Origin of the sequence: Paenibacillus montanisoli, from assembly GCF_003268025.1 — a bacterium.
GTDB classification, from domain to species: domain Bacteria; phylum Bacillota; class Bacilli; order Paenibacillales; family Paenibacillaceae; genus Paenibacillus_Z; species Paenibacillus_Z montanisoli.
On sequence record NZ_QLUW01000004.1, the window covers coordinates 46,028 to 65,975 of the forward strand.

Genomic DNA, 19,948 nt, shown 5'->3' on the forward strand with positions numbered 1-19,948 from the left:
TGGAATCCTGGTTGGTGTTTTTCAAATGAATACGGTATGAACACCTTGAGAATCCGTACCGCTTCAGATCGGTTTACTGAACCATTAGAGGACGAACCAAAGCCTGCTTGATGCTGAGTTCGAGCGGCGAATACTCCGCCGGATTCTGCCTGCGGAGATTCAAACGTTTCTTCAGCGGCGTTGCCCGATTACACATAAAACGAGGCACGCCCGAATGATTCTGTGAAGCGGAATGGTAGAGCATGGGATGGCAGAGATAGACGTCGCCTGCGCTTGCCGGAGTCTCGACAACGCGCAGATGCGTGCCGAACTCGTCCACGTGCGTCCGGTTCATGAATCGTTCGATCCGGCTGCCTTCCTGCAGCCGCTCTTTCCCGCGAACGGCCGTCAGCTCTGCCAGCCAAGGATGCTCCCGGTTGGTAATTTCGATCGCCTCGTCAAGCATCGGTCCATCATTGTATTTCTCCAGGAATCGCGCAACGATCCGATGCGAACCCTCTGCAACCAGCGTGCTGCCGCCGCGAGGGCCGATATCCGAGAACACGCAGAGCGGAAGCAGTCCCTGCTCCGGGCTGTCGACATAATGCGGACGCTGCATGCCGTCCCAATGCCAGCCGTCCGTCGGAACGTCCCACTCCTTATCGGCGCCGGCCGAGAAGTTGATCGGCCACCAGCCCCACTGCGTAATCTGGTCATTCCGGTCATAAACAGCGTACTCCTTCCAACGGCCGACACCGATAAGATCCTCGATCGCATCCGCAAAACGCTGCGTATTGCACGCCTGGAAGACTTCACCGGTGAATTGTTCTTTCAGATGCACCATCGCCTGCGTCCAAGTGGACTTATCTTCCTTCAGAATGCCCTGCTCCTCCACCTTGGACCACAGAAACTTCTGTGCCTCCAGCGCATTTTGGCGAGGAAATGCTTCTTCAACCCTTACATAGCCCAGCTCGATAAATTGCTCGATATCGGATTTCGACAACACCTTTGGCATCCTTCCCATTCCTTCCACATCACAAATCTTTCATAAGCTCCTTCGTAAACTGCTCCAGCAGCTTCGTCCGTTTCAATAACACTTCGAAAGATCCATCGTCGCCTGTCAATGCGATAAACTCCCCCTTGGCTTCGATGATCTCTATAAACTGGTCGAACGGATCCATCGAACGAAGCTGACTCCTTTTCAGTTTGGATGTATGTCGATCATGCGATAGATAGTCCACCAGGAAGGCGCGCTTTACCCACTCCGCATGTTCATAAAGGATCCCTTCATGTGACTTCAGCTCGACCCATTGGTCCGGTTTCTCCGGCCCTGGCGTTTTACTTTGAATAAGCTCTAGAAACTTCTGCATCAGCGCAATGAGCGAATCCCTATTCCGGAGAAGACCTTGATTGGAGGTGATATTCTCTTGACTTACCGCATGAGCATAAGCTTCCGCGTAGGCATGCTCCAACCAAGGATTATATCTTGCGAGAGCAAAGCGAACGCTCCTCGGACTTGCCCAGCCTACGAACTTTTTGTGAATCCCGTTTTTGTTCTCTAGAAACACAATGGCTCTCATTCCGGTTTGGCGTTCAAAAATGACGGACATGAGAAACAGTCGCGAAGTTAACCACTTCTTCTCGTTTGAGAATTCGACAGCCATAAAATCCAATTGATCCGTTTCCAATATTCGCGTAATAAACTCCCCTACATAGCTGTTATCAATAATCGAATAACTGGCTTCACTTCGCAAATCAAGCATACTGTCTCTGTCCTGCCATTCAGGAGGACTGTCCTTGGGTCCTAATCCGATTCCGACCCCGCCGAACGGTGTGTTGATTTCGATCGAGTCAATGCGTCTCAGAAACCCTTTTATTTTTTCCTTTAATTGCATATTGTCACTCATTGTACGTCCCTCCATCTCCAATGCTTTTTCGAAACAGAGAACCTATACCTACAATAGAGTGAAGCATAAAAAAAGACTGTCGAATCAAATCGACAGTCCTGAAAAAGCTTGAAGCCAACCGCCTCTCGCTTACTTACCCTTGGCTACATCTGCATCGTAGATAACGCGACGTGAAACGGAAACAGCTCCGCCGTCATGACGCTTTCGGCGACGGCCGGATCCTGCCGCATGAAGCCGCGAGCCTCGTCGAGATTTGCAGATTTAAACACAACGATCCCGAACGTCGTTTCATCGACCGGGGACGTTCTCCCTGCCATGATCAACGCGCCTTGCTCCAGATGCTGCTTCAAATACTGAAAATGCCTGCCTACGACCGCCCTAGTTTCGTCCGTCCAATTCTCCTCGCGATGCAAGGAAGGAACTAGTCGAAGCACGTAGATGAATTGCTGTTGTTCCATGAAACTACTCTCCCTCTCCCGATAATCTGCGCTCCCCTATTAAACCGGCCTGATCAAGCCTTGTTTAGCTTCTTCCCTAGCATCAATCTCAGCATGAGCAGCAAGACCGGCAGGCCGAACGCAATCGGAAGCGCGATCCGCGGCCAGTAATTCTCCAGGTAGTCGATAGCGCGAAAATGATCATCCACGATCCAGTACCCAAAGCAGCCCAGAATAACGCTGACGATCGGGATCATCGCTTTGTTGCTTTTCAGTCCGGCGATTTTGGCCGCGCTGATTGAGGTGGCATAGATGCAAAACATCACCTCGAACAGGACCGGGATGGAGTACAAGGCGATCATAATCATCTCGTACCGCTGAAGGAAGTGGCCCATATGCGCATTGCGGGCCAGCTTCATGCAGGAGACCGTATACTGGCTCGTCACTTCCGCCGACAAGACGGCGCCTTCGAGAATGGGCCAGATCATGGTGAGCAGTCCGCTGGCCGCGATGCCGATCATGCCGTTTTTGCCGCCGGTCTTGTCCGCGTTCTTCACCGATGGCAGGACTACAGCCGCCAGCATCGTTGCGAGCGCCCAGTCCGCGTCGAAATTCAGGCTCGCCGCAAAGGTACGGGGAAACCCGTTCTCCATCACGGGCAGCAGATTCCTAATATCGAACTCATTGGTGGAGCCCATGATGATCAGCACATTCAGCAAAAATATAAACAGCAGCCCCACAAGCGCCAGCCGCGCCATCACCTCCAGCCCGTAGAAGCAGCCGAGCAAGCCGACCAGCAGAGGGGCAACGATGAAGAGATAGAGCGGCGCCTCCGGGAGAAAATACTCCTGCAAATGATAGACGAAGGTGATCATAATCGGTCCAAATCCCGCCAGGAAGAACAGAAAGATGATAAGGGCTATGACTTTGGCGATCCATTTGCCCAATAATCGTTCACTCAGCGCCATGAAATCAAGATTAGGCGTTTTGCGAATGGCCACGTACGTGATGTACATCACCGCAACCCCTTGCAGCGTCCCGAGGAGCGTAGCCAGCCACATATCCTGGCCGACCGCCCGCGCAATGACGCCTTGCGTCACGCCGATCGCCTTGACGAAGATGAGATTGACGATCATCGCAATGAACATGCCGCTCGTGATTTGAACTCTTGTCGTCTGCTGGTTTGTCATCGGATCTCCGTCCCTACTGATTTGAGCACGCCACTCTTAATGGTGGCTTCGACCTCCACGTCGATCTTGGCGTCCGAGAAGGTCCGGTTCCAATCCCGCTTCAATACGCGCCATTCTTCCGGATACTTATTCCGAAACACGTCGCCGAGCTTGAGAAAATCGGAGTGGTACCGATGCTGCGCCTTGTCGATCACGCTGTCTATATTGGATTTCAGCCGCTGCTCCAGCTTCTCCTCTGCATCCTGGCGTATCCCTTCGTCGAGATGAATGGCGCAGCCGCTTTCGACAATGTCCGCTTCGGTGGTCAGCCGTACGCCAAACTTCGGCTCCTTATTCGCATACGACGGCGTCACCTTCAGACGCGCGCGCTTGAATTCAATGGACATGACACCGTCGTTATTAGGGCATTTAACGACCTCAATGCCGCTCCCCAGCTTTTCCAGGAAGAACAGGAGGCCGCGCGCTTCCTTCACGCTGAGCCAGCCAACCATTTTGTCGCCGAGAAACGCCGCCGCTCCTCCCAGCTCCACCTGCTTCAGCGAGCCATGCTCTTCGGGCTTTTTATTGGAAATCCCTCTAGGCTTGAGCTGAACCCGGGCTAGAACCGGCTCGGTCGAGCTGCTTAGAAAGGCTTCTTCCAGGTTCATCATATCGCTGGCCGGCGCACGGCCCACCACGTGATTGTTTTGGAATAGCCGGTCAACCGCTTCACCGGGCACGACCTCAAGACCGGTAATGGTGGAGACGACCTGGTCCGGCAGGTCCGGCGTGACCGCCACCCGCGTATTCATGCGAAGCTCATGGTTGCGCGTGAAGAAATCGACCATATCCTTGATGCCCTTCCTGGCATAATCCTCGTCCATGACGATCAAAAAGTTGTGCGCCCAGTAGACGCGGCGGGAAGAGACGCGCCCTAGATTGCGGATCGCATCGAAGATCGACGTCCCTTCCGCGCTGATCGAGTAAATCGGCTGGCCGGTTCCGCCCGACGGCGCTCCGGTCTGTCCACGCGCATCCGCCGGCCGGATGATTTGAGCGGAAACCTTGATCGTACCGGGTTTATCCCCGAGACCCAGTCCGACCGCCGTTACGATCGCAAGCTCGTTAATTTGGCGCAAGCCAAAACAGGAGGTCTGAGACAGCAGTATGATCAACGTTATAACAAGTCCCGCAGCTCGTTTCATGACCGGCTTAACCTCCTTTTCGCGTTTGCTGCGTTGGCATCTGCTGCTCTCCCATTCGCTTCGTGTCCTGGGCAAATTCCGGCCGGTCATTCATCATCCAGATCGGCATTCGCAGCAGCATGTCGCGCTGATCGGACGGTCGAAACGGACTGGCCGGCGCCATATACGATTCGCCGAAGGAGCGAATCGACAGGGCGTGCAGCATCAGCGCGAAGAATACCGTGGCAAAACCCAATAATCCGAAGGTCCCGGATGCGATGAGCAGCGGGAACCGGAAGATCCGAAGCGCCAGCGACGAGGAATAGCTCGGAATGGCGAAGGACGAAATCTCCGTAATCGCCACGACGATGACCATGAACGGCGAGACGAGACCCGCCGCAACCGCAGCTTGGCCGATAATGAGCGAGCCTACGATGCTGACGGCTTGTCCGATCGGTTTGGGCATCCGCAGGCCCGCTTCCCGCATCAGCTCAAAAGCAATCTCCAGCATAATGGCCTCGAGCAGCACCGGAAAGGGCACCACCTCACGCCCGGACGCGATCGTGAGCGCGAGCGAAGTCGGAATCATCTCATGATGGAAAGAGACCAGCATGACATAGATGGATGGCAGCACCAAGCTGATAATTAGCGCCAAATATCGTACGCAGCGAAAAAAGGACCCGACCCAGTAGCGGTTATAGTAATCGTCCGGCGCCTGGATGAATTGCCAGAAGAACGTCGGCACGATCAAGACAACCGGCGTATTGTCGATGAAGATGGCTACACGCCCCTCAAGCAGCGCGGATGCAACCTTATCCGGCCTCTCCGTGCTTTGCACCGTATTAAACGGGGACAGCGGCGCGTCTTCGATGAGCTCCTCGATATAGCCGCTCTCTAGAATCGCGTCGATCTTAATGCGCTTCAGCCGCCGTTTGACTTCTTCGACGAGGCCTTCTTTGACGAGGTCCTGGATATAGGCGATGTTGATATCGGTCTGCGTCCGCGTGCCGACGACCGTCGCATCGAAACGCAGCAGCGGATCCTTGATCCGCCTGCGCACATGCGCGGTATTGGTGCGGATGCTCTCCGTGAAGCCATCCCGCGGCCCGCGAACGTTATTTTCCGAGGAGGGCTCCTCGATGCTCCGATCCTTCCAGCCTTTGGAGCTGACCAGGATCGCCTCATCCAGGCCTTGAATCAGGACAAGCGTATCGCCGGATACGATGCCGGCAATCCCGTCGCGGACCTGGCGGCACGGTTTGGCGGATGCGTTAACCATCAGCGTAGTGCAGATCTCCTCCGCCGTCGGCATAGCTGCCGGATCGCGATGGAGGTCGCTGCCGAATACGATGAGCGCCTTCAGGATCGCCTCGATGATCGAGGTATCCGCCAGCCCGTCCACGAAGCAGCATACGCCGGGATACTCGGAGCTGCCGCATAGCTTCAGCTCGCGCTGCTGCATATCGGCGCTTTTCCCAAGAATTTGGTCGAGCACCGCGGCATTATCGGCTAGCTGCGGCGTGAAAGAAGCCGCCAATTGCTCCTGTAATTTCTCCTGTGCAGTCGACATCTTCGCCTTCCCCCCTTTCTCCTGCCGGTATAGACGGAATAACGTTGGCTTACACTAACAACTAATTAAGGCGGTTACTCGCCATGGCAAAGGAGCCCGGCCGGCATGGATTTTTATCATTCCTGGATCTATCAAAAGGTGATCAACACCGAATGGTTTATGTGGATCATTGTGTATTTGGTCCTTGGCATCAGCATTCTGTCACCGGTATTGGTGTGGTATTTTATTAATGGGAAGAAGTTCATTAAACAGTACTTCGAGCATCGGAAGCAGCGGCAGCAAACTGGAAATTCGACTTGAAGTAAAAATGGATCCAAATTCCAACATGCATCAGGTAGGTTTTCCCAAGGCGGGGAATGTTATGCGAGAAGGAAGGCCCAAGCGCCTAAGGCGCCCCGAGTCTTTTCGAGTAAAAATCCTATTTTTCGCTAACACATGGATGCCTTCGAACATATACTAAATTGGAAAATGCTCTTCTTAATGAAAGTTCTTTAACCAACCGGTCATTGACAGCAAAGGATATAATGAGTAAAGTTATAATCAGCTTAGTTTCCGGTCATCCGGAAAGCGGGGAAACCAATCTTTTGGGGCGAATCGGTCGATTGCCAGGCCGTAGGGAACCATCTATCCCGAGTCCGTCAGCTAACCTCGTAGGCTATGGATGGGTCATGTGTTTGAGTTTGAATTGCACATTAATGACCCTTAATCAGGGTCTTTTTCTGTCTTTAGAAGGCCCTAGCATGAATGCGAGAAGGTTGTTCTCGTTTCATGCAGTGGGTCTTTTTTTATTCTTCTTTCAGGGTGAAGGGCGGTTTCCGGCAGCGGCATCGATGTGAAACATACCTTAGGGAGGGATTGAATTGGCGAAGCGGAAGGATAGGATGGATACGGGACAGCTCACTGCCGGAACGCAGGCGGAACGGGACCAATTCGAGCAGTATGCAGAGAAGTGCGTGTTATGGAATGAATACTATTTAAATTTGATCGATTGGAGCGATCCTCACGATCCCATTCAAAAGCTGATTCTGCCAAATGGGGATGAGCTTAATATGATGGATCGGATCTGGGCCGCAGTGAATGAATTTCCGAATGGAGCCGAGATCAACCGCGGGGGAGATTGTTTCCGAATCCGATTGTCCAGCGATGAGGCGCTAACGGATTCCGAAATCGAGGCCGGGCTGCAGCAAATCGCAGCGAATTCGGAAATCAGCAGCGTGATGCTGACAGGCGAGGACGGCCTGACGCTAACGACACCGAAGCTGCGAGACATTTTGACGAAAGCCAGTGAAATCGACCATGTACGGATCATCCGTTTCGGTTCCAGGATGCCCGTCATGAACCCTATGCGCATCTATGAAGACGAAGACCTCCTCGAAACCATTAAGCAGCATTCCTCGTCGGAGAAACGAATCTACGTCATGGCCCACATCAATCACCCGCGCGAGTTAACGGCCGAAGCCAAGCGCGGCTTTACCGCACTGCAGCAAGCAGGAGCCGTTGTCGTGAATCAAACCCCCGTTCTCAAAGGCATTAATGATGATCCCGATGTACTAAGCGATCTGCTCGATCAATTATCGTGGGCCGGCGTGACGCCCTATGATCTCTTCATTCACAGACCGGAAGCGGATAATAGCGACTCTGGGCTGCCTCTTTCCGAAGCGTACCGCATCGTAGAACAAGCCAAAGCACGCACGTCCGGTTTGGGGAAGCGAGTACGGCTGTCCATGAGCCATCCATCCGGCAAAATCGAGATTGTGGCGATCAAGGACGGTAAAGCTTATTTGAAATATCTCCGGTCCGGACATATGCTAACGATCGATTGTCCAGAGGAGGCATCCTGGTTTGACGATCTGCCTGATCATGAGCAGGATTGGAATCAGCCGGAGAAGGAAGCAGGCTCGAATGCATCGGCAGATGTGCCGGAACCGAAAACCTGGCAGCAAACGCGATCGACTTGGCATGTTATTCATGATTGATGCGCCTGCGTTCAGACAAACATGAAAAAAGCGCCCTCGAAGAGGAGCGCTTTTCGTTTCGTTAATTGAGCTCCCACCACCGCTGCGTCCTCTCTCTCAAAGATGCTCGCTGCCTTCTTTCCGACGAGTTTTCTATGGGAGCCGCGTGGTGCAATCCCCTTCTGCTCATTTCCGTTTTGATCATCAATAAGAAACTAAGCCCAAAAATCCCTACCCAACTTAGCCCAAAAAGGACAACCACTTGTCCGATGCCCATCTCCAATGTCCTCGATGAGATAATCGTAACCGCACTTGAGAGAATGACGGAGAGACATAAGGCATTATTTTTAAGGCGATTGAGCGGGAGAAGGATCACATTCTTACTCATCAGGCATATCCCCTTCTCTAAGAATCTTCCAACCACATGGAGTTAATGATTCGACAATTTCCAGCATAATCCTTCTTACCCTTGTCGGTTTGTGGCTAAAACAGTATTTGTTCGTTTATAGAAGAAAAGAGCTGCAGGATAATCCCGGCAGCTCCTTAAAATTTCACATTCAATTAAACATCAAATATCCAGTCCGGCTTTACTTTGTAATGAGGGTACTAAGTGATGAACGAAATGAATTGTTGTTCCATCCTTTTGTCCTAGTGTAATAACTTCAAAACTACTCTTTGATGTCAATCCATTTTACATTTACCTTTGTATTTGGGTAGTATTTTAATATTTTAAAATTTTGGCTAACAGTTGTAGCTTGTGGCAGGTAGAAAAACAAAAACTTCTCAACATCATTTGGATTTATATTAATACCATTCTCTCCGTTTAATTTATTTCCATGTTCAAGGGATTGAATTTCGTTTTTCAATTTTGAATTATTTCGTTCATTTGTAGCAGCGAATATTTCGCATGCAATCTGCTTCAATTTTCCGCTTGCATCTGTAAAGGGCGTACTATATAAATCTAACCCCTTACTTTGAGCTAGGTTACAGGTAAAGTAAATATCTCTACTAAAAGGAGCAAACATTTGATACAACTCAAGACATGCTTTGAACGTGATAATATAACCAAACACATGATTTACTATTTCGTAGATACTAATATCCTCATCTTTTGTAGAGTAAGGAATATTACTGAATTTCCCGAACTTCAACACTTCCATTAGTCGGTATTCAGTATTATTGTTGTTATCCATTTGATTTATTAATTCTGTGTATATGACTTTCAAATAAGTGTGAAGTTCTTTCAAACAACTTTCTGCATGGGCCTTACTTTGAATTACTTTTACTGGCATCACGTGCTCCCCATTTTCCTCTAATTATTTTTGATTAATAATATAATTACAGGTGCTAGTTTATACAGCGGAGGTTTCTTCTAATTGTATTTATGGAATTTGTTGTATATGGCGGTATAAAAGTCTCATTCTTTTTCCCAGGGAATGGAGCTGCTATAAAATCTCTTTTTACAATGACGTCTTCCGCTAAAATAGGTACTGTTGTGTTACTTTGTTTCAAAACAGGGGTTAATGGTATCTCCCTATGTAAGTAATGAAACCCTACTTCTCCTAATGTTATAATCAGGTCCGGTTTACAAAAGTTAATTTCGCTCACCAAAAGTTCTTTCGATTCTTTTACGTTCAAATTTAATAGATCTTTTTGAAACCCATAAACATATGAGTCATCCCTAAGTGTTTTCCTCTTCTGCTCACTGATAAATTGTTTAAATTTCATTGTATCCCTAGGATATACCTTCCTGGCATCCGTAACGAATGCAAAATCTAAATCAATTCCACATTCGATTAAGTAATTCTTTGCCATTCCCCAACTTGCAAATCTCTCTAATCGGTTATTATGAATATAATTATTGTATGAATTAGTATCCATTACGCTCTCATTCATTAAATTCATGTAGAATGCTATACTCCCAGCATCTTCTGAAAGAGAATCCTGGGAAATTATGAACACTCTTGTTCCTTTATCAAGAGTAAAATACTTTTTTCCCCACCAAGGCAAATCAGCTCCAAGTCTATCAGATTCATCTTTCTGATTCTGTAATAAAAATTCAATTTCATGAGCATAATGATTCTCACTATGGGTTCTTTGGAAAACCCTTAATGCAGTATTATCGATGAATCGTTTTTTGGGATAAATAGCATAATTAGAATAAACTTGCGCCAACTCTAATATCGCTTCTTTTCTATTCAATCTCATACCCCTCTTCCGATTCGAGATGTAGATATCAACTGGTCATCTTAATGATCGCGAAATACATCATACCCGTTCCTTTACTAACCGTTCTTTCAACATGCTAAGACTACCATCAATGTTTGACACATCCACAAAAAATAAGTTTACTTTTGTTTCAACAAAGTTTTCGTCATACGACTCAAAACTAATAGCAACATTCTTTACTTCTTCGTTTACCGGATATAATAGCCATATTTCTGGGGTTTTGTATTTCTTAGAGTAAGCGTACATCTGATACATGTCGGCTTGTGCTATACCGTAATTCTGTCGAGAATTATTAGTCAAAAACTTCCATTTTGTATCGATAATTATCTTACTGCCATCATCACGAGTAATGACAATATCAGGCCTCAAAGCAAATTGCCTTGGAGTATCAAATAAATAAAATCCTTTATCTTGCGTTGATACTTCCCATGCTAAATCTGCCAATACTCTCTTTAAGTTCTGGGCTACATAGGCCTCGAATACTTTCTCCATCGGAAACAGAAGTGCTCTTGCGGTTGTATCTCCAGAAAATGTCGTAAAGCTCTGATTCAATAAGAAAACTTTGGACCATCGCATCAACTGCTCGTAAACCTTTGTTTTTCTGTCAATTATTACTCGAGAAATATCTTTAATATAATTTGTAGATGTTTCAATTATTTCAAAGCTGGAAAGCTGTTGACTTATTTCTTTAATATTAGCTGCACTTCCGGATACTTGTTGTAGCTTCAATAGTGTCGATTTAATCAATCGATTTTCTGGTCGGTTTACACCGAATTCATCATAGCCCACGTAGAATCGTTCTTTATGCACCAAATTCTCCTTAAGATGCTCCCGAACGATCAATTTTCCTTTATAGAAATTCAAATTGTCTTCAACCGGCAAATAGGATGAACGTATTCCTTTCCTGATAAGTTCACGTACTTCCTGGATATACATATTGATAAAAATCTCATAAAGGTTCATCCGGTCCACTTTCAAATTTGCATCATTGAACACTTTACTTTGAAATTCCTTCATACTTCGGAGCATTCTAAGAAATATACGTTTTGTATCATCCATCTCATGATAAGATATCTTGGGAAGGATCTGGAGTTGGAAGCCACTTTTCGTTTGAATTAATCCAACATAATTCTTCGCCTGGATGACCTTGCCAACATTGCGTCGCACACCAATTTTCAAGAAATCCACAGCTGCGGCTTCCTGGGTATCGTTATATGCTAAAATTAAATTTTCCAATTCAGTAAAGATTTCTTCATTTATGTACTTAAAAGCAGCATCTATCTCATAATCCGTATTGCAAGTTATGGACTCAAACTCACGAACCTCTAACAACCTGTCCATCTTTTCACCATACTCTAATAGATTTGTTTATAGCTTTCTGCATTATAAAAAGCAGCTTTCTGGATCGTATATTTCTTTTCTGGCAGGTCAATATCCGGATTACCTTTGAACACATTCTTCACTTTAATATCTGTATCAAGAACAAACTTGTGTGCACGATCCGCTTTTGCATTATCCCCAAGCACAAATTGGATCTTACTGTAGTCCTCATAGAAATATTCCTGAAGGAGTGGAACAATCGAATTCATAAAAATGCCGGCTAGATTCATTAATGAAGGATCCTTTTTTAAAGAAGTAAAATAGGAATGGCCAATTGTATGCTCTCGATCAAATAGAGATTCAATTCTTTCATTTATCGTTTCTAACATCTTTGCAACTTGGACTCCTTCGACCTCAATGATCCCCAACTTTGTAAGCACATTTACATTGGGCATCATTTCAATAAACGTAAACCTTCTTCTTAAAGCAGTATCCAACAACGCAATCGATCGGTCTGCAGTATTCATTGTGCCAAGGAGGTAAACATTGTTGGGAACGCCGAATTTGTCCCCTGTATATGGTAAAGTCGTCGTCGTCGGTTCTGCCCCACCGATTCTCTTTGTTGGTTCGATTAGTGTAATTAGCTCACCGAATATTTTTGATATATTTCCCCTGTTTATCTCATCAATAATAAAAACGCGAGGCACATCAGTGCGAGGCACATCAGTTAGATTAGTATATTCATTATCCTTTTCTTCTTTTACTTGTTCACAGAATTTCTTGAAGACTCCGTCCGCATATACGTATCTTAAGTCTGACATTGAGTCGTCATTTGGTGATTTTATTACTGGCTTTATTCCTTCAATAAATTCCTCATAACCATATGACTGATGGAACGTGGTAAAGGCAATTCTCCCTTCTTTTTTCAATTGCTCATATCGATCTAGAACCTGTTTATAAGGTAAACTCTCTAAATTTGCAAGACTTTCTTTATCACATATTGCGACTGCGTACAGCACTGTGTTGTAGGTTTTACCGGTACCAGGTGGACCGTACAAAATTTGATTTTTTGGGAACTCCAACGAGAACACTTCCTTGCGTGGGATATGGTTAGTAATTCCGATATTTCGCTTTATTTCATTTATTAAGTTATCGCTTTCGTCCTCTTTTAGGATTAGTCTTGTAGATACACCTTCTTGTAATCTTCCCTCTAACTCTTGAAACATCTCTTCATCAATCTTTACTTTGATAAATTCTTTTTCTCTCCATATTCTAAGTTTTAGAATTAACGCTTGGCCATCAAGTCCATACTCTTTACACTTCTTTGCTATTTTGTTTAACGACTCTTTACTCGGCATCTCACGATAAGTTCGGATATTTCTAACCTTAACATCACCTTTATTAATATTCGGTAACCCATCCTCTAATTTAAATAAACTATTAGAATCCTCATTCTCAATAAAATATTGGTTATCTTTGAAATAAGCACGTTTAAAATGAATTTCATTATTTTTCATGAGTTCTTTTATTATCTTTCCAAGCTCAATTGCTTGCTTAAGTTCTGTTATATTTTCTGTAGTAAATGGCTTTCCTAGATAAGCATCTAGCTTGATAATTTCCTCAATAAATTCAAATGGCAGCATAAAAGATGCATCTGGGTTACGTCCATGAGTATATCTGTACCCCATAGCTGGGTGTTCAAATATTTCTGTTACTGTTCCCCTGTGTGTTATCATAGGGAATCCAGTAATTCTTCCTCTTAATACAGGATCTTTAATATTATTTTTTATTTTCGCTCCGGCAATTATATAAACAACGTCTCCAATATTTTCATTAATATCAATATTATTTTTTCGCTGATATTCAGTCTTACTAGCCAAAGATCTAGGCCAATAAAATGTTCCTGTTTTAATAAATGGTTCAAATTCCTCTATTGTGTTAGAAAAAATAGCAAATTCTCTCACCTAAGCCCTTCCTCCTCAACTTATGATACATAATGTATCATAACATGAATAACACTATTTATATAGATCCCATTACTAACAGAAAAAAGAACTGACTCCACTCAGTATTGGAATCAGTTCCTATTAGATGTTAGGTCTAAAAGTCTTCTGCCTTTAATCATTGCTGTTACGCTTTAGTCCTAACTACAGTACTTTGCCCGAATGTTTGGCTGATGATGCCTTCAACGATCTTTGCTGCACTACTTTATCTAGATAGCGAGTGAATTTGGAAGAGCCGCTGTAAGTTAAGTACAACCATTCCAACGCCCTCGTCATGCCGATGTAGAACAGGGAAACCTCTCTTTCCTCTACCTCTTCATATGAAAAAGGTATATTCTCCACATTCATAATAAATACAGCTTGGAAATCAAGTCCTTTTGCACTATCTATAGTAGAAATCTTTATTGTATCTTCATTACGGATAAAATTCCTTTTCGTCTCGGCATTTTCAGTTATCCATGTGAAGGGTAATTCGTGATTCTTTAAGCTTTCCTTAATCGCATCAATATAGGAGGTACGATAGTTATTCTTAACGCGATACAGAATAGCAATATCTTGCAATGGCATGTTTTTCTCGTGCCGCAGGAACGTTATTGACTCTGATACAAAGTTCATTTCTTCTTGAAAGTTGCGAAATTTCCTGATGATTGGATCAGGTCCTTTTCGCTTAGTTGATTGCGGTGGAATGATCTCAACACCATCAATAGAGCCCTCTTGAATCTTATTCTTTAGACTGGAATGCTCTTGGTAAAAGTCCCAGGCAAATTGTACAATTTGTGCTGTATTTCTGTAATTAATCGTTAGAATTTTAGATCGCCCTCTGAAATCAAGGCCAATATCTTGAGCCAGGCTGATTTTTCTTTTGAAAATGCTCTGCGCACGATCTTCAACCAGTAGCAGCGATTGAGTATCTGGATTTAAGCAAGCACTTAGCAGTTTAAGCCAGTCCGGTTCAAAATCCTGTCCCTCGTCAATCAATATCGCATCATATGAAGGAAGAATTGCTTCACCCTTACTTATTTTATCTAATATGATTGGTATCTCGTTGTCTTTCATGTGTAAGTTATTCCTCAGCCATTCATGAAAGTTAAACACTTGAACTTTGGAATTCGCTAGAGATGGAGTAGGACCTAACAAGTCCAATAAGTCGTCCGGCTCGCTCATCATCCGATCAATCATTTGCTTCAGATTCCGAGATAACGGAATTCCGAAACAGAGAACAAGAATCTTCCAATCTGGATGGGCTTTGGCAAGAAGCTTGGTACGGCTAGCAAGAACTAATGTTTTCCCGCTTCCTGCAACACCTCGGATAAGTCGATGCTTATCCCCTACTTGTTTTGCCATATTTTCTTGGTGTAGATCCATCGTTTTGATATTATGCAAGGAGAGAAGAAGGTGGTCTTGGTGTTGGATCGGAGGTTTAAATTCTGCACTAATTCTAACTTCTGGAAATAAGTGATACCGAATGGCTTGAATATCCTCATTCGTTAATATCGTATTTTGGCGTTTCCAAATAGTAAACATACCATGGATTTTCTCAAGAAGAATTTCTGGTGAGAATCCTTCTTCAACTGGATCTACTTCATCTTTACAAAGCACAAACTGAGGTTCAATCACTTGGTACAAACTATGCTTTATAAAGTCTCTCTGTTTTAGGCGAGTAAATACAGTACCGAACCCATATGGAAACTTTAAATTGGAACCGGATTCTTGAATAAGATTCTTATCTTTCTTTAAGTGGTTTTCAATAACACGAGCGTTGTCCTTCGCTTGCTTAAATGGACTTTTCACTTTTATTAACTCACCATTCGTGTTTCGCAATGCCCACTCATCATGATTTATTTGATAGAGTGTACTCTTGGTGTAATCCTTTACTTCAAGAATGACCAAGCCGAGGTCAGGCCCAATAATAACAAAGTCCGGTCTTTTCCCCCGAATTTCAGGCTCATAGTAGACAATGTAATCACTTGGTAAATGGTCTTTGAGACTTTCAAATACCATACGTTCACCGACAGTCGCATTTCTAGGGATTGTTTCAGGCACCATATAAGCCATAATCTCTATCTCCCAGTAAATTATACCTACTATGGCCTATTATACTACTTGTTGTGTCAAAAGTGTATACATATTGTAGCGAAAATTCATATTTTCGCTACAATATTTCTTTTTAGTCGATTTACGGTCACCTACATGTCTAACCTTGCAAATACAAATAGAACCGTGTTAACTACACGGTTCTTCAATCAGCCTCAATCTTACAGATCATGTAATTCTCGAATACGCAGTACAGTACTCGGACGACGCTGTTAACGTCAACGACAATCGTTACTCTCTCTAATTAATATTTTCTTAGATTATATTGGAACATAAATTCTCTTCAAAGGAATTAACGCCTGCTTATCTACTGGCATTTTATCGTACCACTCATTTATCAACTCAACTATCCCTGACAAATCCAGCAACTTAACTCCATTATGTAAAGCTGAAGCCTTTGCGGCGGCAGTGAATCCACCAGTTGATACAAACAAACTGCTTGCTCCATGTGGATTGGCACCCAGAAGCTGTTGTACTTCTGGACCACCACTCGCTGCATGACGATGCTTTACCTGTACCTTGATAATCGGTGTTTCAAACCCGAAAGCATCTTTATGTGCCAAAATATCGACTCCACCATCAGGCCCTTTCGGACTGACAGTAACTTGGTATCCCATTGCTTGAAGTAACCCTGCAACTAAATCTTGCATTTGCCATGGATCAAGGCGATCTACTAGATCCTCGATCATTGTCTTTGCTCGTTCAATGAAATCCTGATAATTTACGGCTTCTGTTTCTTCTGGTGTATCATCCACTTTTGGAACAGTGACTCCACCGAGTAAGCCAAGAAGTTCTTGTCCCCAATCATCAACTCTGAATACTGTCAGAATTCCCCCTAGAGAGTTCTTAGCTCCTTGTGACAGTAAATCCCTTGATATCTTCTTCGACTCCCATGACACCGATATGACATTAGGATAATATGGATCGATTATATCTGGTTGATACTGATGTATTTTAGTTACCGTCCCAATCAAATACTCTCTCGTTTCCTTCGAATAGGTAATGACACGATCATTCACCTCGATTTCGCGATAGAACCTCCAGACTTGACCTGCCCACGAAAGGCGAGTGCCTGGTTTCTCTTCTGCATACACTAAATGAGCTTTATCAATTAGCTTATCTCTCGATGAGAATTGCTTAGGATCACCAAGATCAGCCCAGCCAATTGAAGCTACCTGTTTTAACTGCCATTTTGGAATCAATTCATTGTTATCTCCTGCGCGTACCATCCACCATTTGCTCAACATATTCACCCCGCAATAGATATTCAGCTTATACTTATTGCTTTGACATTAAGCATACCCATGTGTAAAATAATAGAGTTTTCCATTATTCAGCTTCTGTAGTGGCTTCAACTTTACTACCTAAATCAAGCTGCTCATGATAAAGCTCAACCCACTTTTCACATTATCATTACCATTGATGGTGGATTTCGTATTCTGCCTCTTTAAGCAGCCTGTCCCTTTCTTGGTCCAACAAAGCCCGAACTCATTTACTGACCGGATCATATTTTGCTGCCTCCTCAACGTGAAATATGTAACGCGTCTCTAACTTTATCGTTTCCTCATTTTCCACCGCTATGACACGAACATCAGCTAGATGAGTGAAGTCATCTGCATCTTTGTCGTCAGGGCAATTATTATCGCCGTGAATGGATGCTTCACAAAAGTTCCATCCATCCTCTGTAACTCCGCCACCTACATCAAAAATCTGAATATTCGTCCAGTTTCGCATAACTGTTCTCCCCTCTACTTTTGCTGTAGCATTCATCAATTTCCGAAACAATCTATTTGGCAGCTCGGCTTATTTAGTAGTATTTATCTATTATAAATCTTTCTAGTTGATTATTTTGCCGAAATATGTCGTTCTTTACACTCTGTATTTCAAGGAATTTAGGTTAAAATTTGAAGTGATGTCTCAAACAATCTACTTTGAAAAAATGTCCTCTAAATGGATCGCTAAAGATAGAGGAGAAGAAATAACTATATCGAATATTCACTATACAATCGCTAGTCTTGGAGGCCTATTTCATGTGGAATCTCAGGAATCATGAAACATATCTTGAATACATCATGAGAAGAGCTTTAATAAAAAATGATTTTCGATTTGCTGATCAAGTGTACACCCAAACAGATGTGGGACACTACATTTATGATTTTGTTATCTATGGGAAGTACTGCACAATTATTGTTGAATGTGATGGTCCTCACCATAAGTTAATTTCACAAGAAACAAAGGATGCAATCAGGGACCTCTGGTCAGTAACACATGGATTTCAAACTGTCTTACGATTTTCTGAAGAACAGATCAGAAATCAAATGAATGATTGTATACTGCACATAAGAAATAACATCGATCTTTATGATAAGGTACTTATGAATAGCGGAAAAAGACCTTATCCAGCACCTTTACAACGACCTGTTCATGACTTGAAAAGAAGAATAAGGAGACCATTGACAGTAAAAGCACAGTCAGACTTCTTTGATGGTAATTACGAATTCATAAAGCCTTATATAAAAAAGCAGGTCCCAATACCTCGTAATTATAAAAATACCATTGAACAAAATATTAGCACTAATTTTCCCTGCAACAATCCTCCAGTGAACCAACAATCAATTATTGAGTTAAGACGAAAAGAGATCAATTCACTTACTAAAGAATATAAGAACACCCCAAAGAAACCTAAAATTTTTATAGATCATTTACCTGCAGTCGATCAGGAGTATTTTAATGTTCTTCAAACATTAAGCACTAATGATAAAAAAATTATGTACTTTATCATATCGAACACTTCAAAAGATGGCGTTTCACTTTATTTCGGCACTAAACAATCACTATTGCCACTTCTGGAACTTAATCTTCTCGTATTCAACAGTTCATATCGACCATCGTCTAAAGGTGAATTAAGTTTATTCGTACTCCCCCAAGCCCCTTACTTGCTGCGTGAAATAATAAGATATGCGAAATAAACTTCACTGACATTAACAATTCTCTTTTATCTAGCGTTGAATTATACTTACTCTGGATTTCAATCGCCATCCATTATGAGGACAAGCCAAATGTTACTCCTTGCAGCATTTCGGATAAAACAAAAAGAACGTTTCAATGTACTCCTTGAATGAGTTTATCTTGAATTAAACAGAAAACAACTCTGCATCTTTTATGACATGTCGTACAACCTCGTCTGTTGTTTTATAGAGTGACATCAGAAGAATTACAAACAATATATTCAAGTAAAAAATTTAGTAATCTTCACTATTGGGTTACAGCAGTTTTGCTACTCTAGTACTCGGTGTAATTAGTGGTAGATGCACTGGTTAAAAAGTAGATACTTCTGCTCCTCAACCAACAACCAAAATTCGCGAACCAATACCATCTGACGAACGTGTCGTAACTAGAGATTTAATGAAAATAGATGGGATATGACACATATAGAGGACGCGAAAAGAGGCTTCGAGCAAGTTCGGAGAACTTAGTCGAAGCCTTAGATTAGCTAGTCCTAAAGCCTAGGGACTAGTGTATATTGATTAGCTCCTTTTGAGGGAACAACATTAAAGAGGGTTTGTTCACGTTCTGGAAATTTCACCGCATATGTAATAGGCACTCCCGAATTGCTAGTTAATCCTTTGATCGTAACAACACTTGGTACAGGAACAGAGTAAGCTGCCACATTGCTATTTAAGACATGCACTTCTCTGATAACCTTACCATCAACCAAAATCTGCACCTCGTTGTTTGTATTTCCTTTAAAATCCCAAATCAACATACGCGCCGTACCGTTTCCCTCAAATTCACTTACTTCGAAGTCTCGGGAATCGATTTTCACATCCGTTTCTGTCGTAAAGCCGGATTCGATCGATGTACTGACTCGATTTTTTATTTCAGCGGCACCTGTTTCTTGGCTTGTAGTACCTACTGTAAATATACTCAAAATGATAAATAGAATCGCTAAAACTCCGAAGGCACTGCGGAATTTCTTTTCCCCGATGAATAGTTCCTCTTCCTGTTCCTTAGCAGGGAGTTGTTCAACTGGCTTTATTCTGGGTTGAATCGCTGTGCTATCTTTTGATTCAGTACGTGAATAATCTTGCAAACTCTCTC

17 protein-coding genes and 1 riboswitch are annotated in these 19,948 nt (G+C 43.8%); of the genes, 3 read left to right on the plus strand and 14 right to left on the minus strand.

Translation table 11 applies throughout. The annotated features are described in order from the left end of the window. Positions 1–73 precede the first annotated feature (73 nt). From DL346_RS19905 to DL346_RS19930, 6 genes are all read right to left on the minus strand, one after another. Entirely contained in the window at positions 74–982 is a 909-nt protein-coding gene (locus DL346_RS19905; RefSeq protein ID WP_165822590.1) for a phytanoyl-CoA dioxygenase family protein, read from the minus strand. A gap of 31 nt (positions 983–1,013) precedes the next feature. Beyond that, on the minus strand, positions 1,014–1,886 hold the full coding sequence (locus DL346_RS19910; RefSeq protein WP_112884141.1) for a hypothetical protein: 873 nt from the start codon (positions 1,884–1,886) through the stop codon (positions 1,014–1,016). A gap of 143 nt (positions 1,887–2,029) precedes the next feature. Beyond that, positions 2,030–2,344: a YciI family protein gene (locus DL346_RS19915; protein WP_112884142.1), complete on the minus strand. Its 315-nt coding sequence runs from the start codon at positions 2,342–2,344 to the stop codon at positions 2,030–2,032. A gap of 53 nt (positions 2,345–2,397) precedes the next feature. Continuing rightward, positions 2,398–3,513 (minus strand): GerAB/ArcD/ProY family transporter, encoded by a 1,116-nt coding sequence (locus DL346_RS19920; RefSeq protein ID WP_112884143.1) that lies wholly within the window; start codon positions 3,511–3,513, stop codon positions 2,398–2,400. Next, complete coding sequence (locus DL346_RS19925; RefSeq protein WP_112884144.1) at positions 3,510–4,697, minus strand: Ger(x)C family spore germination protein; 1,188 nt, start codon at positions 4,695–4,697, stop codon at positions 3,510–3,512. Before DL346_RS19925 ends, DL346_RS19920 begins: the two co-directional genes overlap by 4 nt. 7 nt (positions 4,698–4,704) lie before the next feature. Beyond that, on the minus strand, positions 4,705–6,246 hold the full coding sequence (locus DL346_RS19930) for a spore germination protein (protein ID WP_112884145.1): 1,542 nt from the start codon (positions 6,244–6,246) through the stop codon (positions 4,705–4,707). 105 nt (positions 6,247–6,351) lie between these two features. On the opposite strand from DL346_RS19930, the gene DL346_RS19935 reads away from it, so the two are divergent. Together DL346_RS19935 and DL346_RS19940 are read left to right on the plus strand one after the other, a co-directional pair. After that, on the plus strand, positions 6,352–6,546 hold the full coding sequence (locus tag DL346_RS19935) for a hypothetical protein (RefSeq protein ID WP_112884146.1): 195 nt from the start codon (positions 6,352–6,354) through the stop codon (positions 6,544–6,546). A gap of 232 nt (positions 6,547–6,778) precedes the next feature. Further along, a riboswitch (cyclic di-AMP (ydaO/yuaA leader) is annotated at positions 6,779–6,918 on the plus strand. 188 nt (positions 6,919–7,106) lie between these two features. Continuing rightward, the gene (locus DL346_RS19940; RefSeq protein ID WP_240633322.1) at positions 7,107–8,222 is read left to right on the plus strand and encodes a KamA family radical SAM protein; all 1,116 of its coding nucleotides are present in this window, start codon (positions 7,107–7,109) and stop codon (positions 8,220–8,222) included. A 647-nt stretch (positions 8,223–8,869) separates the two neighbouring features. Here DL346_RS19940 and DL346_RS19950 read toward each other — a convergent pair. The 7 genes from DL346_RS19950 to DL346_RS19980 form a co-directional block, all read right to left on the minus strand. Continuing rightward, positions 8,870–9,493 (minus strand): hypothetical protein, encoded by a 624-nt coding sequence (locus DL346_RS19950; RefSeq protein ID WP_112884148.1) that lies wholly within the window; start codon positions 9,491–9,493, stop codon positions 8,870–8,872. A gap of 55 nt (positions 9,494–9,548) precedes the next feature. Continuing rightward, positions 9,549–10,403, minus strand: a complete 855-nt coding sequence (locus DL346_RS19955; protein WP_112884149.1) for a hypothetical protein — start codon at positions 10,401–10,403, stop codon at positions 9,549–9,551. Positions 10,404–10,469: 66 nt separating this feature from the next. Continuing rightward, a complete protein-coding gene (locus DL346_RS19960) occupies positions 10,470–11,771 on the minus strand; it encodes an McrC family protein (RefSeq protein WP_112884150.1) in 1,302 nt (433 codons plus the stop codon). Between the two features lie 14 nt (positions 11,772–11,785). Then, entirely contained in the window at positions 11,786–13,714 is a 1,929-nt protein-coding gene (locus DL346_RS19965; protein ID WP_240633323.1) for an McrB family protein, read from the minus strand. Between the two features lie 183 nt (positions 13,715–13,897). Further along, on the minus strand, positions 13,898–15,808 hold the full coding sequence (locus DL346_RS19970) for a 3'-5' exonuclease (RefSeq protein ID WP_112884151.1): 1,911 nt from the start codon (positions 15,806–15,808) through the stop codon (positions 13,898–13,900). Positions 15,809–16,107: 299 nt separating this feature from the next. Beyond that, positions 16,108–17,091 carry a restriction endonuclease gene (locus DL346_RS19975; protein ID WP_112884634.1) on the minus strand — a complete coding sequence of 328 codons (984 nt, stop codon included), beginning with the start codon at positions 17,089–17,091 and terminating at the stop codon, positions 16,108–16,110. 244 nt (positions 17,092–17,335) lie between these two features. Then, complete coding sequence (locus DL346_RS19980) at positions 17,336–17,581, minus strand: hypothetical protein (protein ID WP_112884152.1); 246 nt, start codon at positions 17,579–17,581, stop codon at positions 17,336–17,338. Positions 17,582–17,877: 296 nt separating this feature from the next. Here DL346_RS19980 and DL346_RS19985 point away from each other — a divergent pair, with 296 nt between their 5' ends. Beyond that, positions 17,878–18,816: an endonuclease domain-containing protein gene (locus DL346_RS19985; protein ID WP_112884153.1), complete on the plus strand. Its 939-nt coding sequence runs from the start codon at positions 17,878–17,880 to the stop codon at positions 18,814–18,816. 530 nt (positions 18,817–19,346) lie between these two features. On the opposite strand, the gene DL346_RS19990 is transcribed toward DL346_RS19985, so the two are convergent. Further along, complete coding sequence (locus tag DL346_RS19990) at positions 19,347–19,940, minus strand: hypothetical protein (RefSeq protein ID WP_112884154.1); 594 nt, start codon at positions 19,938–19,940, stop codon at positions 19,347–19,349. Positions 19,941–19,948: the final 8 nt, after the last annotated feature.

Excerpts from the sequence above, each read along its gene's own strand:
- DL346_RS19910 (WP_112884141.1), bottom strand. The coding sequence starts at position 1,886 with ATGAGTGACAATATGCAATTAAAGGAAAAAATAAAAGGGTTTCTGAGA.
- DL346_RS19915 (WP_112884142.1), bottom strand. The coding sequence starts at position 2,344 with ATGGAACAACAGCAATTCATCTACGTGCTTCGACTAGTTCCTTCCTTG.
- DL346_RS19920 (WP_112884143.1), bottom strand. The coding sequence starts at position 3,513 with ATGACAAACCAGCAGACGACAAGAGTTCAAATCACGAGCGGCATGTTC.
- DL346_RS19925 (WP_112884144.1), bottom strand. The coding sequence starts at position 4,697 with ATGAAACGAGCTGCGGGACTTGTTATAACGTTGATCATACTGCTGTCT.
- DL346_RS19930 (WP_112884145.1), bottom strand. The coding sequence starts at position 6,246 with ATGTCGACTGCACAGGAGAAATTACAGGAGCAATTGGCGGCTTCTTTC.
- DL346_RS19935 (WP_112884146.1), top strand. The coding sequence starts at position 6,352 with ATGGATTTTTATCATTCCTGGATCTATCAAAAGGTGATCAACACCGAA.
- DL346_RS19950 (WP_112884148.1), bottom strand. The coding sequence starts at position 9,493 with ATGCCAGTAAAAGTAATTCAAAGTAAGGCCCATGCAGAAAGTTGTTTG.
- DL346_RS19960 (WP_112884150.1), bottom strand. The coding sequence starts at position 11,771 with ATGGACAGGTTGTTAGAGGTTCGTGAGTTTGAGTCCATAACTTGCAAT.
- DL346_RS19970 (WP_112884151.1), bottom strand. The coding sequence starts at position 15,808 with ATGGCTTATATGGTGCCTGAAACAATCCCTAGAAATGCGACTGTCGGT.
- DL346_RS19980 (WP_112884152.1), bottom strand. The coding sequence starts at position 17,581 with ATGCGAAACTGGACGAATATTCAGATTTTTGATGTAGGTGGCGGAGTT.
- DL346_RS19985 (WP_112884153.1), top strand. The coding sequence starts at position 17,878 with ATGTGGAATCTCAGGAATCATGAAACATATCTTGAATACATCATGAGA.